14 protein-coding genes are annotated in these 19,778 nt (G+C 72.6%); all 14 read left to right on the plus strand.

All coding sequences use genetic code 11. The features are described from left to right. Positions 1-196: 196 nt before the first annotated feature. The 14 genes from ACIBBA_RS28815 (at position 197) to ACIBBA_RS28880 (ending at position 19,671) form a co-directional block, all read left to right on the plus strand. Entirely contained in the window at positions 197-1,708 is a 1,512-nt protein-coding gene (locus ACIBBA_RS28815) for a sugar ABC transporter ATP-binding protein (RefSeq protein WP_350874217.1), read from the plus strand. Next, the gene (locus ACIBBA_RS28820; RefSeq protein WP_357049460.1) at positions 1,705-2,832 is read left to right on the plus strand and encodes an ABC transporter permease; all 1,128 of its coding nucleotides are present in this window, start codon (positions 1,705-1,707) and stop codon (positions 2,830-2,832) included. Before ACIBBA_RS28815 ends, ACIBBA_RS28820 begins: the two co-directional genes overlap by 4 nt. Positions 2,833-2,927: 95 nt before the next feature. Continuing rightward, entirely contained in the window at positions 2,928-3,980 is a 1,053-nt protein-coding gene (locus tag ACIBBA_RS28825) for a substrate-binding domain-containing protein (RefSeq protein WP_350874061.1), read from the plus strand. A gap of 20 nt (positions 3,981-4,000) precedes the next feature. Further along, positions 4,001-5,239, plus strand: coding sequence for a Gfo/Idh/MocA family oxidoreductase (locus ACIBBA_RS28830; RefSeq protein ID WP_350874062.1), 1,239 nt, complete (start codon positions 4,001-4,003; stop codon positions 5,237-5,239). 645 nt (positions 5,240-5,884) lie between these two features. Then, the gene (locus ACIBBA_RS28835) at positions 5,885-7,051 is read left to right on the plus strand and encodes an inositol-3-phosphate synthase (RefSeq protein WP_396701312.1); all 1,167 of its coding nucleotides are present in this window, start codon (positions 5,885-5,887) and stop codon (positions 7,049-7,051) included. Beyond that, the gene (locus tag ACIBBA_RS28840; protein ID WP_396701314.1) at positions 7,035-7,976 is read left to right on the plus strand and encodes an SCO3242 family prenyltransferase; all 942 of its coding nucleotides are present in this window, start codon (positions 7,035-7,037) and stop codon (positions 7,974-7,976) included. Before ACIBBA_RS28835 ends, ACIBBA_RS28840 begins: the two co-directional genes overlap by 17 nt. Next, complete coding sequence (locus ACIBBA_RS28845) at positions 7,973-8,968, plus strand: sugar phosphate isomerase/epimerase family protein (protein ID WP_396701316.1); 996 nt, start codon at positions 7,973-7,975, stop codon at positions 8,966-8,968. The genes ACIBBA_RS28840 and ACIBBA_RS28845 overlap by 4 nt, the downstream gene beginning before the upstream one ends. A 56-nt stretch (positions 8,969-9,024) precedes the next feature. After that, complete coding sequence (locus ACIBBA_RS28850) at positions 9,025-9,624, plus strand: EboA domain-containing protein (RefSeq protein WP_396701318.1); 600 nt, start codon at positions 9,025-9,027, stop codon at positions 9,622-9,624. After that, complete coding sequence (locus ACIBBA_RS28855) at positions 9,624-10,490, plus strand: TatD family hydrolase (protein ID WP_350874067.1); 867 nt, start codon at positions 9,624-9,626, stop codon at positions 10,488-10,490. Before ACIBBA_RS28850 ends, ACIBBA_RS28855 begins: the two co-directional genes overlap by 1 nt. Beyond that, positions 10,490-11,689 carry a metabolite traffic protein EboE gene (eboE, locus tag ACIBBA_RS28860; RefSeq protein WP_396701320.1) on the plus strand — a complete coding sequence of 400 codons (1,200 nt, stop codon included), beginning with the start codon at positions 10,490-10,492 and terminating at the stop codon, positions 11,687-11,689. Before ACIBBA_RS28855 ends, eboE begins: the two co-directional genes overlap by 1 nt. A gap of 76 nt (positions 11,690-11,765) precedes the next feature. Further along, positions 11,766-13,220 (plus strand): alkaline phosphatase family protein, encoded by a 1,455-nt coding sequence (locus ACIBBA_RS28865; RefSeq protein ID WP_396701322.1) that lies wholly within the window; start codon positions 11,766-11,768, stop codon positions 13,218-13,220. After that, complete coding sequence (locus ACIBBA_RS28870; protein WP_396701324.1) at positions 13,217-14,284, plus strand: polyprenyl synthetase family protein; 1,068 nt, start codon at positions 13,217-13,219, stop codon at positions 14,282-14,284. Before ACIBBA_RS28865 ends, ACIBBA_RS28870 begins: the two co-directional genes overlap by 4 nt. A gap of 323 nt (positions 14,285-14,607) precedes the next feature. After that, positions 14,608-17,472 carry a ricin-type beta-trefoil lectin domain protein gene (locus tag ACIBBA_RS28875; protein WP_396701325.1) on the plus strand — a complete coding sequence of 955 codons (2,865 nt, stop codon included), beginning with the start codon at positions 14,608-14,610 and terminating at the stop codon, positions 17,470-17,472. 81 nt (positions 17,473-17,553) lie between these two features. Beyond that, positions 17,554-19,671, plus strand: coding sequence for a ThuA domain-containing protein (locus ACIBBA_RS28880; RefSeq protein WP_396701327.1), 2,118 nt, complete (start codon positions 17,554-17,556; stop codon positions 19,669-19,671). Positions 19,672-19,778: the final 107 nt, after the last annotated feature.

Consider the following 19,778-nt stretch of genomic DNA (forward strand, 5'->3'; position numbering starts at 1 on the left):
AGGAGTGAGCCGGGTTTGCGGGCCCCGCGGTCGCGATCTGCGGCAGCGCTGTGAACGAGCGGGAAGAGGCACTGTGACCGAGCGGGAGGAGGGCGTGGTGAGCGAGCGGGAACCATCCGAGGTGGACGGCGGCGCGGAGGGCGTGGCGCCCGACGCCCCGCTGGTCGAGGCCCCGGCCGACACCGTCGCGGGTGAGGTGGTGCTCCGCCTCACCGACGTGGTCAAGACCTTCCCGGGCGTCCGCGCTCTCGACGGGGTGCAGCTGGAGGTCCGCGCCGGCGAGGTGCACTGCCTGCTCGGCCAGAACGGCGCCGGCAAGTCCACCCTGATCAAGGTGCTGGCCGGGGTGCACCTGCCGGACTCCGGCCAGGTCGAGTGGCGGGGCGAGCCGGTCACCTTCGCGAACCCGCAGGCCGCCATGCGTGCCGGCATCGCCACGATCTACCAGGAGCTGGACCTGGTCGAGGACCTCTCGGTGGGGGAGAACGCCTTCCTCGGCCACGAGCCGCGCCGGCTGGGCTTCGTCCGCCGCGGGCACATGGCCCGGCGGACCCGGCAGATCCTCGGCCGGCTCGGCCACGCCGAGATCCCGCCGGGGCGGATGGTCCGGGCGCTGCCGGCGGCCGGTAAGCAGATCGTCAGTATGGCCCGCGCGCTGTCGCACGAGGCACGCCTGATCATCATGGACGAGCCGAGCGCCGTGCTGGCCCACGACGAGGTCGGCAACCTGTTCCGGATCATCCGGGAGCTGACCGCGCAGGGCATCGCCGTCATCTACATCTCCCACCGGCTGGAGGAGATCCGCGAGATCGGCGACCGGGTCACCGTGCTGAAGGATGGCCGGACCACCGCGGCGAACCTGCCGGCCCGCGAGACCCCGACCCGCGACCTGGTCAGTCGGATGACCGGCCGGACCATCGAGTACGTCTTCCCGGAGCGCCCGGCGCAAGCCGCGGCCGGCGCCGAGCTGCTCGAGGTCGAGGGGCTGACCCGGCCGGGCGAGTTCGCCGACGTGTCGCTCAGCGTGCGGGCCGGTGAGATCGTGGGCATCGCCGGCCTGGTCGGCTCCGGCCGCTCCGAGCTGCTGGAAACGATCTACGGCGCCCGCCGGGCCGAGGCCGGCACGGTTCGGATGGCCGGCAAGGCGCTGCGGGCCGGCAGTGTCGGCGCGGCGGTACGGGCCGGGATGGGCATGGCGCCGGAGGAGCGCAAGAGCCAGGCGCTGCTGCTCGGTGAGCCGATCTACCGCAACGTCACCCTGGCCACCTTCGGCCGCTACGCCCGGCTCGGCTTCACCGACGCGGGCGCCGAGCGGGCCGAGGCGGACCGGATCGCCGAGAGCCTGGAGCTGCGACCGCGCGACGTCCGGCGGCCGGTGCGCACCCTGTCCGGTGGCAACCAGCAGAAGGTGGTGGTCGGGCGCTGGCTGCTCGGCGACACCAAGCTCCTTCTGCTCGACGAGCCGACCCGGGGCGTGGACATCGGCGCCCGGGCGGAGCTGTACCAGGTCATCCGGGCGCTGGCCGCCCAGGGCGTCGGGGTGCTGCTGGTCTCCAGCGAGGTACCCGAGGTGCTCGGCCTGGCCGACCGGGTGCTGGTGATGCGGGAGGGGCGGGTCGTCCGCGAGGCCCCGGCCGGCGAACTCGACGAGAACACCGTGCTCGACCTCGTCATGGCGGGGTCCCTGATGGAAGGCGCACCGGCATGAGTGACGTGACTCCCACCGCGACGCCGGAGCGGGCAGCTCAGCTGCCGGCGCAGTCGCCGCCGGTGGATCCGGCGGAGACGGCGGCGGCCGGCGAGAAGGCGGCCCCGACCGGCAATCGGCTCTCCTGGTGGCGGGGTGATGGCGGCGACGGGGCCAAGCGCAACCTCGGTCTGATCGGGGTGCTGGTCGCGCTCATCGCGGTAGGGGCGATCACCAAACCCGACCTCTACGACGATCCGACCTGGGTCTGGAACAACATCCTGGCGATCCTGCAGCTCGCCTCCGTCGTCGGCGTGGTCACGGTCGGCATGACCTTCGTGATCATCGGCGGCGGGATCGACCTCTCGGTCGGCGCGATCGTGGCGCTGGCCGGGGTCTGGTGCACCACGGTGGCCACCCAGAGCTACGGCGCCGGCGGCATGATCTTCGCGGCCATCGTGGTGGGCATCTGCGTCGGTCTCGTCAACGGCGTGCTGATCTCGTACGGGCGGCTGGTGCCCTTCATCGCGACGCTCGCGATGCTGGTGGCCGCCCGCGGGCTCGCGGCGTCGATCTCGAACAAGCAGACCCAGGTGTCGAGCAGCACCTTCATCAACGACATCGCGGCGCGCAAGGTGCTCGGGATTCCGATCCTGGTCTACATCCTCGCCGCGGTCGTGGTGGCCGGGTGGATCCTGCTCAACCGGACGACCTTCGGTCGGCGGACCATCGCCGTCGGCGGCAACCCGGAGGCGGCGCGGCTGGCCGGCATCAACGTCCGCCGGCACACCATGCTGCTCTACGCGCTCTCCGGTCTCTGCTGCGGCATCGCCGCCATCATGCTCACCTCGCAGGCCACCTCGGCCCAGGCGGCCATGGCCAACCTCTACGAGCTGGACGCGATCGCCGCCGCGATCATCGGCGGAACCCTGCTCAGCGGCGGGCGCGGCACGATCGTCGGCTCGCTGCTCGGCGTGATCATCTTCGCCACCATCACGAACCTCTTCGCCATCAACGGCCTCTCCATCGAGGCGCAGAACATGGTCAAGGGCGGCATTATCGTCGCCGCCGTCCTGGTCCAGCAGTTCCAGTTCAAGTCCTTCACTCGGCTCCTCGCGCGGAACAGGCTCACCACCACAACCTGACGCACCGCACGTTGTCCCTGGCGACGTCGAGATCTTCGACAGTGGCCGGACCTCGCACACCCTCACCAACTGAAACCCGCTCCCAGGAGGTCGTCATGACCCAGCACAGTCGCGACCTGTCGCGTCGTCGGTTGCTGTTCGGCGGTGCCGCCGTCGGTGCCGCCACCCTGCTCACCGCCTGCACCAGCAACGAGACCCCGGCGGCCAGCACCCAGACCAAGGCCGCCGGAGACGGCGCCGGCAACAACGCTCCCGGCAAGAAGGTGGTCATCGGCTTCTCCGCCCCCGCCGCCGACCACGGCTGGATGGGCGCGATCCACGCCAACGCCAAGGCGCAGGCCGCCGCCTACTCGGACGTCGAGCTCAAGGAGGTCGACGGCGGCACGACCTCCGAGGCGCAGCGCTCCACGCTGGGCACGCTGATCGCCCAGAAGCCGGACATCATCGTCGTGCTGCCGCACGACGGCAAGGAGGTCAACGCGGTTGCCCTCCAGGCGATGCAGGCGGGTATCCCGATCGTCAACCTCGACCGGGTGTTCCCCGACGCGCTGGCCTCCCGGCTGGTCATCAAGGGCGACAACTACGGCATGGGCGTCTCGGCCGGGCACTTCATCGGCAAGCAGCTGAAGGACAAGGGCGTCACCAACCCGGTGATCGGTGAGATCGCCGGCCTGGAGATCCCGCTGACCGTCGAGCGCAGCGCCGGCTTCGCGGCGGCCCTGGCGACCTACGGGTTCAAGGTGTCCAACCGTCGCTCGGCCGAGTTCACCTCGGACAGCGGCCAGCGCGAGGCGGCCCAGCTGCTCCAGGCGCTGCCCAAGATCGACGCGATCTGGAACCACGACGACGACCAGGGCATCGGCGTGCTCGCCGCCATCAAGCAGGCCAACCGCTCCGAGTTCTTCATGGTCGGCGGCGCGGGCGCGAAGCTCGCGATCGACGCCATCAAGGCCGACAACTCGGTGCTCAAGGCGACGGTCACCTACAACCCGTCGATGGCCTCGTCGGCGATCTCCCTCGCCCGGCTCATCGCGCAGGGCCGGGGCATGGGGGACCTCACGGAGCTGCAGGTGCCCAAGGAAGTGACCCTCGCCTCCGAGACGATCACCAAGGAGAACGCGAGCAACTACGAGAAGCTCGGGTTCTGACACACGGGGGGAGACCCACCTTGTCCACGAGAGACAGAGACCTGCGGGTCGGTCTGGTCGGCTACGCGTTCATGGGCGCCGCGCACTCACAGGCGTGGCGCACCGTGAACCGGGTGTACGACCTGCCGGCGCGGGCCCGGATGGCGCTCATCTGCGGCCGGGACACCGGAAAGGTGGCCGACGCCGCCGACCGGCTCGGCTGGGAGGCGTACACCACCGACTGGCGTGACCTGATCAGCCGGGACGACATCGACGTGGTCGACGTCTGCACCCCGGGGGACAGCCACGCCGAGATCGCGCTCGCCGCGTTGGCCGCCGGTAAGCACGTACTGTGCGAGAAACCGCTGGCCAACACGGTGCAGGAGGCCAGGGCGATGGCCGCCGCGGCGGCCACCGCCCAGGCCGCCGGGGTGCGGTCGATGTGCGGGTTCAACTACCGCCGGGTGCCCGCGGTCACGATGATGCGCCAGCTGGTCGCCGACGGACGGCTCGGGGTGATCCGGCACGTCCGCGCGACGTATCTGCAGGACTGGATCGTGGACCCGCAGTTCCCGCTGGTCTGGCGGTTGCAGAAGGACAGGGCGGGCTCCGGCGCGCTCGGCGACATCGGAGCGCACATCATCGACCTGACCCAGTTCGTGACCGGCCAGCGGATCACCGGAGTGAGCGCGGTGACCGAGACGTTCGTCAAGGAGCGTCCGCTGCCGGCGGAGTCCAGCGGGCTCGCCGCCACCCTCGACGGCAACGGTGACGGGCTGGCTGCCGCTGACGGCCACGGCCCGGCCACCGGTCAGGTCACCGTCGACGACGCCGCGGCCTTCGTGGCCCGGCTCGACGGTGGCGCGCTGGGCACGTACGAGGCGAGCCGGTTCGCCACCGGGCGCAAGAACGCCCTGCGTGTGGAGATCAACGGCTCGCTGGGCAGCCTGGTGTTCGACCTGGAACGCCTCAACGAGCTGGAGTTCTACGACGCGACGCTGCCCAGCACCGAGCAGGGCTTCAGCCGCATCCTGGTGACCGAGGGTGAGCACCCGTACATGTCGGCCTGGTGGCCGCCGGGCCACATCATCGGCTACGAGCACTCCTTCACCCACCAGATGCGCGACTTCATCGAGGCGATCGCCACCGGGGTCGACCCGGCTCCGTCCTTCGCCGACGCGTTGCAGGTCCAGCTGGTGCTGGACGCGGTGACCCGCTCGGCGGAGGAGGGCTCCTCCTGGACCGAGGTGGAGCCGGCGCTGACCGCGGTCGCGGTCTGAACCACGGCCCGGCCGGGCGGGGAGTCCGGCCGGGCCACCACCCCCGACCCATCCGCGGTGGCGGTGATCCCGCCGCCACCGCCCGATCAGCTTTCCGGGAACGACCGGCGAGGGACCGGCCGCGGTTGCGCCCCGCGGCTCGGGACGAGGTCTATCCCGGAAGGGCGTGCAGCCGGGCTTCGCGGCCCGGCGGTGCACGAGCAGGACGGCTGTCCGGTGTGGCCGGACCGGGATTCCCCGGCCGCACCGGAGGGCCGCCACCACCCCGACGACGTTCCGGAGGAGCAGATGGCACCGCCAACGGCTCGCGCGACCGTCACCGACCAGTTCCGTCGCGCCGCGACGGACCGCGACTGCTGAAACGTCCGGCCGGGGCGCCATCGCCCTGACGGCTCGGATGCGGGGGAGGCAGGGTCGAGACGCCGACCCGACCCTGCCTGCCAGCCCCGTCCGTCCGCACCCGCACCGGCAGCCGGTCCGGCGCCGTCGCCGCCGACTTCGACGCCGGACCGTCTCCGAGGCGGACGGGCGGACGGGGCCCATCCGATACATCGATGTTTCTCACACTTCTATATCTTTCGGAATCAAATTCTGATATCAAGATAATTCGATGCACAACGGTCTTCCTGATCGGGAAGGGGCGCCATGCGTACGGGTGTCTGGCTGGTGGGGGCGCGCGGTTCTGTCGCGACCACCAGCATCGTCGGAGGGCTCGCGCTGCGCGCCGGCCTCACCGGTCCGGCTGGTTGCGTCACCGAGCTGCCGGAGCTGCGCGGTCCCGCGCTTCCCGCCTTCAGTGATCTGGTCTTCGGTGGCCACGACGTGGCCACCACGCCGCTGGTCAAGCGTGCTGAGACGCTCGCCGTCGCCGGGGTGCTGCCGGGCCGGCTGGTCGCCGCCCTGCTCGACGAGCTCGCCGCGGTGGAGCAGGAGCTGCGCCCCGCACCGGCCGGGGCGACGCAGGCCGACCGGGCCGCCGCCGCCGTCCGGGACCTCACCGACTTCCGCGACCGGCACCGGCTGGAGCGGGTGGTCGTGGTCAACGTCTCGGCGACCGAGCCGGCCGTCCGACCACACCCCGGGCACGCCGATCCGGCCGCGCTGCACGCCGCGCTGACCAGCCCCGACGAGGTGCTGCCGGCCAGCTCGCTCTACGCGTACGCGGCGCTGACCGCCGGCTGCCCGTACGTCGACTTCACCCCGTCGACCGGGGCCCGGCTGCCGGCGCTGCACGCGCTGGCGGTCGAGCGCGGGCTGCCGTACGGCGGGCACGACGGCAAGACCGGCGAGACCCTGGTGAAGTCGGTGCTGGCCCCGATGTTCGCCATGCGGAACCTGACCGTGCACACCTGGTCCGGGCTGAACCTGCTCGGCGGCGGCGACGGTGCCAACCTGGCCGATCCGGCCGCCAACGCGGCCAAGGTGGAGAGCAAGCAGCGGGTGCTCGGCGAGACGCTGGGCTACGTGCCGCAGGGCGACACCCGGATCGACTTCGTGGAGGAGCTGGGCGACTTCAAGACCGCCTGGGATCTGATCACCTTCTCCGGCTTTCTCGGCACCCGGATGCGCATGGAGTTCACCTGGCACGGGTGCGACTCGGCGCTCGCCGCGCCGCTGGTGCTCGACCTGGCCCGGCTCACCGCCGCCGCGCACGCCGGCGGGCACGTCGGCCCCCTCGAGGAGCTGGCCTTCTTCTTCAAGGACCCGCTCGGCGGGCCGACCCACTCGCTCGCCGAGCAGTGGACCCGGCTGGCGGAGTTCACCCGCCGCCTGCACGCCGACCGGGGGAGCGCCGATGGCCACGCTGGCTGACCTCGCCGAACTGGTCCGGGCGCCGGCCGCGCTCTCGGTCCCCGGGGACGTGGTCGCCGGCGCCGCCGCGGCCGGGGTGCTCGACCGGCGTACGCCCGCCCTGGCCGGCGCCTCGGTGCTGCTGTACTGGGCCGGAATGGCCGCCAACGACTGGGCGGACCGGCGCCTGGACGCCGTCGAGCGCCCGGAGCGCCCGATCCCCAGCGGCCGGGTCCACCCGGGCGCCGCGGTCGGCCTCGCCGCCGGTCTCACCGCCGCCGGCCTGGGCCTGGCCGCCGCCGCCGGCGGCCGACGCGCGACGGCGGTGGCGGTGCCGCTGGCCGTGGCCGTCTGGGGCTACGACCTGCGGGCGAAGAACACCGCGGCCGGTCCCGCGGTGATGGCCGCCTGCCGGGGGCTGGACGTGCTGCTCGGCGCCGCCGGTGGTCGGCTGACCCGCGCGCTGCCGGCCGCGCTGACCGTGGCCGCGCACACCTGGACGGTCACGGCGCTCTCCCGCCGGGAGGTCACCGGCGCCGACGCCACCCTGCCGCTGGGCACCCTCGCCGGCACCGCCCTGGTCGCCGCGAGCGCGGCTGCGGCCCCCCGCCCGCGCCCCGAGCGCCGACCGACCCGACCGCCGGCCGACGGCGACGTCACCGAACGTCGCGCACCGGCCCCCCGTTCCCGCCGCGCGGCGCTCGCCGCCGCGCTGCCGGCGGCGTTGACCGCCTGGTACGCCGCCGGCTACGGCCGGGCGCAGGCCCGGGTGGTCGCCGATCCGAGCGCCGGACGGGTGCGCGCGGCGGTGGGTGCCGGGATCACCGGACTGCCTGCGTTGCAGGGTGCGCTGACCGCCCGCAGCGGCGCCGGGCTGCTCGGGTTGGCGGTCGCCGCGGCGGCTCCGCTCGGCCGCCGGCTCGCCCGGAGGGTGTCACCGACATGACCGCACCGCCGCGCTTCGGCTACGGGACCAACGGGTTCGCCAACCACCGGCTGGACGACGCCCTCGCCGTCATCGCCGACCTGGGCTACGTCGGGGTGGCGCTCACCCTGGACCACGATCATCTCGACCCGTACCCGCCGGGGCTGGTCCGCCGGGTGGCCGCCGTGCGGCGCCGGCTGGAGACGCTCGGCCTGGCGGTGGTGATCGAGACCGGCGCCCGCTACCTGCTCGACCCTTGGCAGAAGCACGCGCCGACGCTGCTGCACGACGACCCGACCCGGCGGGTCGAGTTCCTGCGCCGGGCGGTGCGGATCGGCGCCGACCTGGGCGCGGAGGCGATCTCCTTCTGGGCCGGCGTACGCCCCGAGCCGGTCCCGCCACGGACCGCCTGGGACCGGCTGGTGGCCGGGTGCGCCACGGTGGTCGACGCCGCCGACCGGGCCGGGGTGCGGCTGGGATTCGAGCCGGAGCCCGGCATGCTGGTCGAGGACATCGCCGGCTGGCGGCGGCTGCGCGCCGCGCTCGACGACCCGGCCTGCTTCGGCATCACTCTCGACATCGGACACTGCCGCTGTCTGGAGCCCTGGCCGGTGCCGCGCTGCGTGCACGAGGTGGCGGAGCACCTGGTCAACGTCCAGATCGACGACATGCGCCGGGGCGTGCACGAGCACCTCGAGTTCGGCGAGGGCGAGATCGACTTCCCACCGGTGCTGCGAGCGCTGGACGACGCCGGCTACCGGGGTCTGATCGCGGTGGAGCTGCCCCGACACTCGCACGCCGCGCCTGCCGTGGCCGCCCGGTCCCTGGATTTCCTGCGCGCCGCCGCGCGGTCCGCGGGCCCGGCCCGCCCGGGCAGCGACGACCCAGGCGGTGGCGCCGACCCGGGGCCCCAGCACACCGACGGCCAGGACACCGCGCGTCCCCTTTGCTTTGCTTCAGCGGAGGCGACAGCCAGTGTCCGCCATCCGGACACCGCCCGTCGCCTGGAGTGAAGCAGAGCAAAGGGCGCGGTGCGGTACCTGCCGACCAGCACGAGGGAGGAGACGGGATGACACCCGATCAACTGCGAGCGGCCCTGCGGGGCGTTCGGGACCCCGACTGGCTGGACGTGGCGCTGCGCCAGGTCGCCGCGGAACCGGCGGCGATCGACCGGTTCTTCCCCGCCGCCGGCCGGCACTGCGGCCGGGGGGAGCTGACCGGGTTGCCCGGTTGGACCGCCGACGAGGCGGCCCGCGTCCTGCTGCTCACCGCCCTGCCCGCCGAGCACGCCCGCCACGCCGACGCGCTCTACCGGCACGGCGACGCGGCCGAGAAGCGGGCGGTGCTCAAGGCGCTGCCACTGCTGCCGATCGGCGCGGCCGGGGTGCCCCTGCTGCACGACGCGATCCGCACCAACGACACCCGGCTGGTCGCCGCGGCCCTCGGCCCGTACGCCCGCCACCTCGACCCCGCGGCCTGGCGGCAGGCGGTGCTGAAGTGCGTGTTCATGGAGGTGCCGCTGTCGGTCGTGGCCGACCTCGACACCCGCGCCGACGGGGAACTGGGCGTGATGCTGGGCGGCCTGGCCGCCGAACGGCAGGCCGCCGGCCGGAGCATGGCCGCGGACGCCACCGACCTGCTCGACCAGCTCAGCCCACAGGAGGCGTGATGCGCATCTTCGACCCGCACATCCACATGACCTCACGCACCACCGACGACTACGAGCGGATGGCCGCGGCCGGCGTCCGGGCGGTGGTGGAGCCGGCGTTCTGGCTCGGGCAACCGCGCACCAGCCCGGCCTCGTTCACCGACTACTTCGACTCGCTGATCGGCTGGGAGCCGTTCCGGGCCGGGCAGTTCGGCGTGCGGCACCACGCCACGGTGGCGCTGAACCCGAAGGAGGCCAACGACCCGCGCTGTCGTCCGGTGCTCGACCTGCTGCCCCGCTACCTCGACAAGGACGGCGTGGTGGCGGTCGGCGAGATCGGGTACGACTCGATGACCCCGGAGGAGGACGAGGCCTTCGCCGCCCAACTGGCCATGGCCGTCGCCCACGACCTGCCGGCGCTGGTGCACACCCCGCACCGGGACAAGGCCCGGGGGGTCGAGCGCACCCTCGCCGTGGTCCGCGAGTCCGGCATCGAACCGGGTCGGGTGGTGGTCGACCACCTCAACGAGGTGACCGTCAAGCTGGTCCGGGACACCGGCTGCTGGCTCGGCTTCTCCATCTACCCCGACACCAAGATGTCGCCGCCGCGGATGGTCGAGCTGCTACGGGAGTACGGGACCGAGCGGATGCTGGTCAACTCGGCGGCCGACTGGGGACGTTCGGACCCGCTGCTCACCCGGGCCACCGCCGAGGCGATGCTGCTGGCCGGGTTCACCGACGACGACGTCGACCAGGTGCTCTGGCGCAACCCGGTGGAGTTCTACGGTCAGTCGGGACGGCTCGACCTGACCGGCCTGGACCTCGCCGACGTCGGCGGCCCGGCCGGGACGTTCGCCGGCAACTCGATCCTGCGCGGAGGCAGCTGATGCGGCTGCGGCACGCCGGTGGCGAGACCGTCCACCTCGGCTACTGCACCAACGTGCACCCCGCCGAGGACCTCGCCGGCATCCTGGCCCAACTGGACACCTACGCCGTACCCGTCCGGGCCGCGCTCGGCGCCGACCTGCTCGGCCTCGGGCTCTGGCTGGCCGCGCCGGTCGCCGCCGAGCTGGCCGCCGACCCGGCGGCCCGCCGCCGGCTGCGGACGGAGCTGACCACCCGGGGGCTGGAAGTGGTCACCCTCAACGGCTTCCCGTACGCCGCGTTCCAGGCGCCGGTGGTGAAGGGCGACGTCTACCACCCGGACTGGACCACCGCGTCGCGGCTGGCGTACACCCTCGACTTGGCCCGGGTGCTGGCCGACCTGCTGCCGGACGACGCGGCCCGCGGTTCGATCTCCACCCTGCCGCTGGCCTGGCGCTCGCCCTGGGACACCGACCGGGCCGACGCGGCCCGGCGCCGTCTCGACCAGCTCGCGGCCGGCCTGGCCGCCGTGGAGCGGGACACCGGCCGGCGGATCCGGGTCGGGTTCGAGCCCGAGCCCGGCTGCCTGGTAGAGAGCACGAAACAATCCGCCGCGATACTGTCCGGTATGGACACTCGGCTCGGCGTCTGCCTCGACCTCGCGCACCTGGCCTGTGCGTGGGAGGAGCCGGCCGAGGCGCTGGCCCGGCTGCGCGCGGCCGACCTGCCGGTGGTGAAGGTGCAGGTCTCGGCCGCGCTGGAGGCGGCCGACCCGGCCGGCTCCGCCGACGCGTTGCGCCGTTGGGTCGAGCCCCGCTTCCTGCACCAGACCCGGGCCGTCGGCTGCGCGGGCGCCGCCGACCCGGCCGATCCGGCGTACACGGCCGACGACCTGGACGCCGCCCTGGACGCGGAGCTGCCCGGGCCGTGGCGGGTGCACTACCACGTGCCGCTGCACGCCCCGCCCGAGCCACCACTGGACTCCACCCTGCCGGTGCTGCGCGCCGCGCTGGCCGCGCTCTTCGCCGGCCCCGACGCGGGCTGCGACCACCTCGACGTGGAGACGTACACCTGGGGGGTGCTGCCCGAGGCGCGGCGCCCGCGCACCGACGCGGAGCTGGCCGCCGGGATCGCCGCGGAGCTGGCGTTCGCCCGCGACGAGCTGGCCACACTCGGCCTCGCGCCGATGACCCGGACCGAGCGAAGCGAGGTGGCGGCATGAGCGAGCGTCAGCGAGCGAATCATCGACTCAGAGCGGTAGTGCCTCATGGCGGCACGGAGCGAAGCGGAGTGCCGGCATGAGCAGGCGGTTGGTCGTGCTGGACGTGGTCGGGCTGACCCCGCGGCTGCTGGCGCACATGCCGCGGCTGCGCGGGATCGCCGACGGCGGGTTCCGGGCCGAGCTGGGCACCGTGCTGCCCGCGGTGACCTGCTCGGTGCAGTCCACCTTCCTCACCGGGGAGCTGCCGGCCGGGCACGGCATCGTCGGCAACGGGTGGTACTTCCGGGACCTCGGGGAGGTGCTGCTCTGGCGGCAGCACAACGCGCTGGTCGGTGGGGAGAAGCTCTGGCAGGCGGCCCGGCGGGCCGAGCCCAGCTACACCGTGGCCAACGTCTGCTGGTGGTACGCGATGGGCGCGGACGTGGACTGGACGGTCACCCCGCGTCCGGTCTACTACGCCGACGGGCGCAAGGAACCGGACTGCTACACCGATCCGCCGGAGCTGCACGACCGGCTCACCGAGCGGCTCGGCACCTTCCCGCTCTTCACCTACTGGGGGCCGGGCGCCGGGCTGCCCTCGTCGGCCTGGATCTGCCGCGCCGCGGAGCAGATCCTCGCCGACCACGCGCCGGACCTGACCCTGGTCTACGTCCCGCACCTCGACTACGACCTGCAACGCTTCGGTCCCTCCTCACCCCAGGCCGCCGCGGCGGCGGCCGCGCTGGACGAGGCGCTCGGCCCGCTGATCGACGCCGCCCGGGCCCGGGACGCGACGGTGGTGGCGTTGTCGGAGTACGGCATCACCGACGTGTCCCGACCGGTCGACGTCAACCGGCTGCTGCGCGCCGAGGGCCTGCTGCGGGTGCACACCCAGGCTGGGATGGAGTACCTCGACCCGTGGACGTCCCGCGCGTTCGCGGTCGCCGACCACCAGGTCGCGCACGTCTACGTCAAGGATCCGGCGGATGTGCCGGCGGTGGCGAAGCTCTGCGCGGGCCTGCCCGGAGTGGCCGAGGTGCTGGACGCGGAGGGCAAGGCCGCGCACGGGTTGGACCATCCGCGCGCCGGCGAGCTGGTGCTGGTGGCCGAGCCGGACGCCTGGTTCACCTACTACTACTGGCTCGACGACGCCATGGCTCCCGACTTCGCCCGGCTGGTCGAGATCCACCGCAAGCCTGGCTACGACCCGGCCGAACTCTTCTTCGACCCGGCCGCCCCGGTCGCCGCCAAGGGCCGGGCCGCGGTGGCGCTGGCCCGCAAGAAGCTCGGCATGCGCTACCTGATGAGCGCGGTCGGGCTGGACGCCGGGGCCCGGGCGGTGCGCGGATCGCACGGCCGGCTGCCGGCCGACCCGGCGGACGCCCCGGTGCTGCTCTGCTCCGATCCGGCCGCGTCCCGGGACCGGATCGCGGCGACCGAGGTCAAGGGGCTCCTGCTGGAGCTGGCCGGGCTGGCGAAGGCCGGCACACCACCGGCCGGGGAGGTACGCGTCATCCCGACGGCGTCCGGCGTGCCGAGGGAGGCGTCGTGACGCTCACCGTGGCGTCCACCGACGCGAGCGGGCTGCGCGCCCGCTTCGACGCCGAGCTGGCCGCGTTCCTCGAACGGCAGGGCCCGGACTGGCCGGACGGCGCGCCGCGCGGCGTCTTCACCGCGTTGCAGCGGTTCGTGCTGGCCGGCGGGAAACGACTGCGCCCGCTCTTCTGCTACTGGGGCTGGCGGGGGGCGGGCGGCAACGACGGCGCCCCGATCGTGGTGGCCGCGGCCGCGCTGGAGCTGTTCCACGCGTTCGCGCTGATCCACGACGACATCCTGGACGGCAGCGACCGCCGCCGGGGCGAGCCGTCGGTGCACCGGCTCTTCGCCGACCTGCACGCCCGCTCGTCCTGGCGGGGCGACCCGGAGACGTACGGCCGCAACACCGCGCTGCTCTGCGGCGACCTCTGCGCCGCCTGGTCCGACCAGATGTTCCACGAGTGCGGGCTCACCACCGAGCAGGTGCACCGGGGGTACGCGATGTTCGCCCTGATGCGTACCGAGGTGATCGCCGGGGAGTACCTGGACCTGGTCTCCGGGGTCGGCGACGGCTCGGTGGCCAGCGCGTTGACCGTGATCCGGATGAAGGCGGCCCGCTACACGGTCACCCGTCCGTTGCAGATCGGCGCGGCGCTGGCCGGCGGACCGCCGGAGCTGATCGAGGCGATGGCCGAGTTCGGCGATCCGCTCGGCGACGCGTTCCAGCTCCGCGACGACGTGCTGGGCGTCTTCGGCGACCCGGCGGTCACCGGCAAGTCTGTCCTGGACGACCTGCGCGAGGGCAAGCCGACGGTGATGATGGCGCTGGCCCGCAGCGTCGCCGACCGGACGCAGACCGCTCGGCTGCGGGAGCTGTTCGGCAACCCGGACCTGGACCCGGAGGGCGCGGCCGAGCTGCGCGCGATCATCGAGGCCACCGGCGCGCGGGAGCGGATCGAGCAGATGATCCGGGTGCGCACCGAGGGGGCGCTGGCCGCCCTGGAGAGCGCGCCGCTCGACGACGCGACGCGGGCCGCGCTGGTCCGTCTCGCGGGGCAGGCGATCGACCGCCGCTCCTGACCGACCGCCGTCCACCGGACGTTGGCTGGGACTTTTAGCCGAATCAGCGAAAGTCCGGGTTGGCTCGGCAGAAGGTATGGACACATTGACATCTACGACTTAATGTCGTGGCCACCACCACACTGTTTCGTCGAGGTGAACCGGCGGCGCGGTAACCCATCGACTGGTGACCTCCGAGAACGTGGCTCCACCGACCGGTGGTCACGGCCGGCCCGATCGGCACCCGGGCCGCCTACCGCAACCCCGCTACGGCATCCGGCGCGTCGGCGCGCGCCCGCCCTGGCAGACACTCGTCAGGAAGGGACAGCCCTCGTATGTCCACATTGGACAAAGCACCTCAGCGACCCCGACGATGGTTCTCCGCCGGATCGGCGCTGGTCCTGGTCGCCGCGGCCGGCACGGTCGCGCTCGGCGCCGGCCCGGCCGCGCTCGGCGGCCCCACCGCCGCGCAGGCGCATCCGATCAACGCGACCGACTTCCAGCAGGTCGAGCTCGCCCGCGGCGTCGCCGAGATGGGCGAGCCGATGTCGTTGGCCGTGCTGCCGGACCGGTCGGTCCTGCACACCGCGCGCAACGGCACCCTGCGCCGCACCGACGCGAACGGCAGCACCTCGGTGATCGGCACGCTCCCGGTCTACACGCACGACGAGGAGGGCCTGCAGGGCGTCGGGGTCGACCCGAACTTCGCCACCAACCGGCACATCTTCCTCTACTACGCCCCGCCGCTCTCCACCCCCGGCGGGGACGCCCCGGCCACCGGCAGCGACTTCTCCGCCTGGCAGGGCGTCAACCGGTTGTCCCGGTTCACCCTCAACGCGGACTTCACCGTCAACCAGGCCAGCAAGGTCGACGTGCTCGACGTGCCGGCCGACCGGGGACTCTGCTGCCACGTCGGCGGCGACATCGACTTCGACGCAGCCGGCAACCTCTACCTCTCCACCGGAGACGACACCAACCCGTTCGACTCCGCCGGCTACGCGCCGATCGACGAGCGGACCAACCGCAACCCCGGCTACGACGCCCAGCGCAGCGCCGGCAACAGCAACGACCTGCGCGGCAAGCTGCTCCGGATCAAGGTCAACGCGAACGGGACGTACTCCATCCCGGCCGGCAACCTCTTCCCGGCCGGCACGGCCCGGACCCGGCCGGAGATCTACGCGATGGGCTTCCGCAACCCGTTCCGGATCAGCGTGGACAAGGCCACCGGCGTCGTCTACGTCGGCGACTACGGGCCGGACGCCGGCTCAACCAGCGCCACCCGTGGACCCTCCGGCCAGGTCGAGTTCAACCGGGTCACCGCGCCGGGCAACTACGGCTGGCCGTACTGCACCGGCACGAACACCAGCAGCGAGACGTACAACGAGTGGGACTTCGCCGCCAACGCCACCGGCCCGAAGTTCAACTGCACCGGCGGGCCGACGAACAACTCGTTCCGCAACACCGGCCTGCCCACCCTCCCGGCCGCCAAGCCGGCCTGGATCCGGTACGGCGGTGACGCCGGCAGCCCGACCGAGTTCGGCGGCGGCTCCGAGTCCCCGATGGGTGGCCCGGTCTACCGGTACAACGCCTCCTCGACCTCGACGGTGAAGTTCCCGCAGTCCTTCGACGGGCAGTTCTTCGCCACCGAGTTCGGCCGGGGCTGGATCAAGCCGATCCACGTCAACGCCGACGGCAGCCGGGGTGTCATCGACACCTTCCCGTGGACGGGCAAGCAGGTGATGGACTCGGCGTTCGGTCCGGACGGGGCCTACTACGTGCTCGACTACGGCACCGGGTACTTCAACGGGGACGCCAACTCGGCGCTCTACCGGTTCGAGTACATCGGCGGCGGCAACCGGGCGCCGACGGCGGCGGCCAGCGCCAACCGGACCTCCGGCGCCGCGCCGCTGGCCGTGACGTTCTCCTCGGCCGGCTCGTCCGACCCGGAGGGCGGCGCCCTGACCTACGCGTGGGCGTTCGGCGACGGCACCACCTCCACGGCGGCCAACCCGACGAAGACCTACACCGCCAACGGGACGTACACCGCCACGCTCACCGTCCGCGACCCGCAGGGGGCCACCGGCAGCGCCAGCGTGGTTATCAGCGTCGGCAACACCGCGCCGACGGTCACCATCAACGCGCCCGGCAACGGCAAGCTCTTCTCCTTCGGCGACACGGTGCCGTTCACCATCACCGTCACCGACCCGGAAGACGGCACGATCGACTGCACCAAGGTCAAGATGACCTACGTGCTCGGCCACGACCAGCATGGGCACCAGATCACCTCGCAGAACGGGTGCTCCGGCTCGATCACCATCCCGGTCGACGGGGAGCACGACTACGCGGCGAACATCTTCGGCATCTTCGACGCCGAGTACACCGACGCGGGCGGCCTGACCACGCACACCCAGCACACCCTGCAGCCCCGGCACCGGCAGGCCGAGCACTTCAAGACCTCGTCGGGCATCAACACCTTCGACAAGGCCGCCGCCGAGGGTGGCAAGACCGTCGGTGACATCAACAACGGGGACTGGATCGCCTTCCAGCCGTACCAGTTGGGCAACGTGACGTCGTTCAGCGCCCGGGTCTCCTCGGCCGGCGCCGGCGGCACCCTCCAGGTGCGGGCCGGCTCCGCCACCGGCACCGTGCTCGGCTCGGCCACCGTCCCGGTGACCGGCGGCTGGGAGACCTTCGCCACGGTGAACGGGACGCTCAGCAGCCCGCCCGCCGGCACCACCACGCTCTACCTGACCTTCGCCGGGTCGGGCACCGGAGCGCTCTACGACGTGGACGCCTTCACGCTGAACACCGGCACCGCCACCGGCGGCGCCGGCCCCATCCGGGGCCTGGCGAACAAGTGCCTGGACGTCCGGTCCGGCGCCACCGCCGACGGCACGCAGATCCAGCTCTACACCTGCAACGGCAGCACTTCGCAGGCCTGGACGGTGACGCCGAACTCGACGGTGCGCGCCCTGGGCAAGTGCCTCGACGTCTCCGGTGGTGGTTCGGCCGACGGGACGAAGATCCAGCTGTGGACGTGCAACGGCACGGGAGCGCAGAACTGGTCGGCGCAGGCCGACGGCACGCTGCGCAACCCGCAGTCGGGCAAGTGCCTCGACGTGTCGGGCAACAACTCGGCCGACAGCACGCCGGTGCACCTGTGGACCTGCGTGGCCGGCGCGGCCAACCAGAAGTGGATCCTGCCCTGACCTGAGTTGAGCGGAGGGGTCGCCGGTTCCGGCGTACCGTCGAGACCGGTGGCCCCTCCCGACCGACCCTAGGAGAGCGACATGCGCAGACTCCTGCGACCCGTCCTCGGCGCGGCCACCGCCGTCCTCGCCGTCATCGCCTGCACCACCCCGGCCACCCCGGCCAGCGCCGCCGACGCCCCCTACGACGTGCTGGTCTTCTCCAAGACGGCCGGCTTCCGGCACGACTCGATCGCGGTCGGCACCCAGGCCATCCGCGACCTCGGCGCGGCGAACAACTTCACGGTCACCGCGACCGAGGACGCCGCCCAGTTCACCACCAGCAATCTCGCCCGGTTCGAGACGGTGGTCTTCCTCAACACCACCGGCGACGTGCTCAACGCGACCCAGCAGACCGCCTTCGAGTCGTACATCGGCGGCGGCGGTGGCTACGTCGGCGTGCACGCCGCGGCCGACACCGAGTACGGCTGGTCCTTCTACGGCAACCTGGTCGGCGCGTACTTCGCCTCGCACCCGGCCATCCAGCAGGCCAACGTGAAGGTGGAGAACCGGGCGCACGCCGCGACCGCCCACCTGCCGCAGACCTGGACCCGTACCGACGAGTGGTACAACTACCAGACCAACGCCCGGTCGACCGCGCGGGTGCTGGCCACCCTCGACGAGTCGTCCTACTCGGGCGGCGGGATGGGCGCCGACCACCCGCACTCCTGGTGCAAGACCTACAGCGGCGGCCGGTCCTTCTACACCGGTGGCGGGCACACCCAGTCGTCGTACGCCGAGCCGGCGTTCCGCGCCCACCTGCTCGGTGGCATCCGCTACGCGGCCGGCCGGACGAAGGCCGACTGCCGACCGGAGACCGGCTACAGCACCCTCTACAACGGCTCGACCACCGGCTGGTCGCAGGCCGGGCCGGGCAACTTCAGCAACTCCGACGCCACCCTCACCTCCGTCGGTGGGATGGGGCTGTACTGGTACAGCGCGAAGCAGTTCACCAACTACTCGCTGAAGCTCGACTGGCGACTGGCCGGCGACGACAACTCCGGGGTGTTCATCGGCTTCCCGCCGTCGAGCGACCCGTGGTCGGCGGTGAACAACGGCTACGAGATCCAGATCGACCCCACCGACGCGGTCGACCGGACCACCGGCGCGGTCTACACCTTCAAGTCGGCCGACATCGCGGCCCGCGACGCGGCGCTGAACCCGGCCGGGGAGTGGAACACCTACGAGTTGCTGGTCGAGGGGGAGCGGCTGCAGCTCTTCCTGAACGGTGTGAAGATTAACGACTTCACCAACACCGACCCGGTCCGCTCGCTCGCCGGGCACATCGGCATCCAGAACCACGGCACCGGTGACGACGCCTCGTTCCGCAACATCCGGATCAAGGAACTCGGCACCACCCCGCCGCCGACCGGCAACGTCACCGTCCAGGCCGAGGCGTTCAGCTCCGCCAGCGGCGTCAGCGCGGTCGGTAAGACCGGCGCCAACGGCGGGCAGACCCTCGGCTACGTCGAGCCGGGCGACTGGGCGGCGTACAACGGCCTCGACCTGACCGGGGTCACCTCGTTCCGGTCCCGGATCGTCTCCGGCGGGCCGGGCGGCACCATCCAGGTGCGTACCGGCTCGACCACCGGCCCGGTGCTCGGCTCGGTGGCGGTGCCGAACACCGGTGGCTGGAACACCTTCGCCGACGTCAGCACGACCCTCTCCGGCGTACCGTCCGGCGCGCAGAACCTCTACCTCACCTTCACCGGGTCGGGCGGCGGGCTCTTCGACGTGGACGACTTCACCCTGGTGAAGGGGAGCGGGGGCGGCACCGGCACCGGGCCGATCCGGGGTCTGGCGGGCAAGTGCCTGGACGTGCGCAACGCCGGCACGGCCGACGGCACGCAGGTCCAGATCTACACCTGCAGCGGCAGCGCGGCGCAGACCTGGACGGTGACGCCGAACTCGACCGTGCGGGCGCTGGGCAAGTGCCTCGACGTCTCCGGCAGCGGGTCGGCGGACGGCACGAAGATCCAGCTCTGGACGTGCAACGGCACGGGAGCGCAGAACTGGTCGGCGCAGGCCGACGGCACGCTGCGCAACCCGCAGTCGGGCAAGTGCCTGGACGTCTCCGGCAACAACTCGGCCGACAGCACGGCGGTGCACCTGTGGACCTGCATCGCCGGGGCGGCCAACCAGAAGTGGACCCTGCCCTGACAGTGAGGATGTAGGGGCGGTCACCCGGTTGTCTGACCCTTGCCCTGACCGACGGTTGCTGTCCTTGGCTGGATTTGTCGACTGTCCGGGTGACCGCTCCTGCACGT

It is taken from the genome of Micromonospora sp. NPDC051006, from assembly GCF_044456245.1.
In the GTDB taxonomy this organism is placed as follows: Bacteria; Actinomycetota; Actinomycetes; order Mycobacteriales; family Micromonosporaceae; genus Micromonospora.

Excerpts from the sequence above, each read along its gene's own strand:
- ACIBBA_RS28865 (WP_396701322.1), top strand. The coding sequence starts at position 11,766 with ATGAGCAGGCGGTTGGTCGTGCTGGACGTGGTCGGGCTGACCCCGCGG.
- ACIBBA_RS28845 (WP_396701316.1), top strand. The coding sequence starts at position 7,973 with ATGACCGCACCGCCGCGCTTCGGCTACGGGACCAACGGGTTCGCCAAC.
- ACIBBA_RS28820 (WP_357049460.1), top strand. The coding sequence starts at position 1,705 with ATGAGTGACGTGACTCCCACCGCGACGCCGGAGCGGGCAGCTCAGCTG.
- ACIBBA_RS28850 (WP_396701318.1), top strand. The coding sequence starts at position 9,025 with ATGACACCCGATCAACTGCGAGCGGCCCTGCGGGGCGTTCGGGACCCC.
- eboE (WP_396701320.1), top strand. The coding sequence starts at position 10,490 with ATGCGGCTGCGGCACGCCGGTGGCGAGACCGTCCACCTCGGCTACTGC.
- ACIBBA_RS28835 (WP_396701312.1), top strand. The coding sequence starts at position 5,885 with ATGCGTACGGGTGTCTGGCTGGTGGGGGCGCGCGGTTCTGTCGCGACC.
- ACIBBA_RS28825 (WP_350874061.1), top strand. The coding sequence starts at position 2,928 with ATGACCCAGCACAGTCGCGACCTGTCGCGTCGTCGGTTGCTGTTCGGC.
- ACIBBA_RS28855 (WP_350874067.1), top strand. The coding sequence starts at position 9,624 with ATGCGCATCTTCGACCCGCACATCCACATGACCTCACGCACCACCGAC.
- ACIBBA_RS28840 (WP_396701314.1), top strand. The coding sequence starts at position 7,035 with ATGGCCACGCTGGCTGACCTCGCCGAACTGGTCCGGGCGCCGGCCGCG.
- ACIBBA_RS28880 (WP_396701327.1), top strand. The coding sequence starts at position 17,554 with ATGCGCAGACTCCTGCGACCCGTCCTCGGCGCGGCCACCGCCGTCCTC.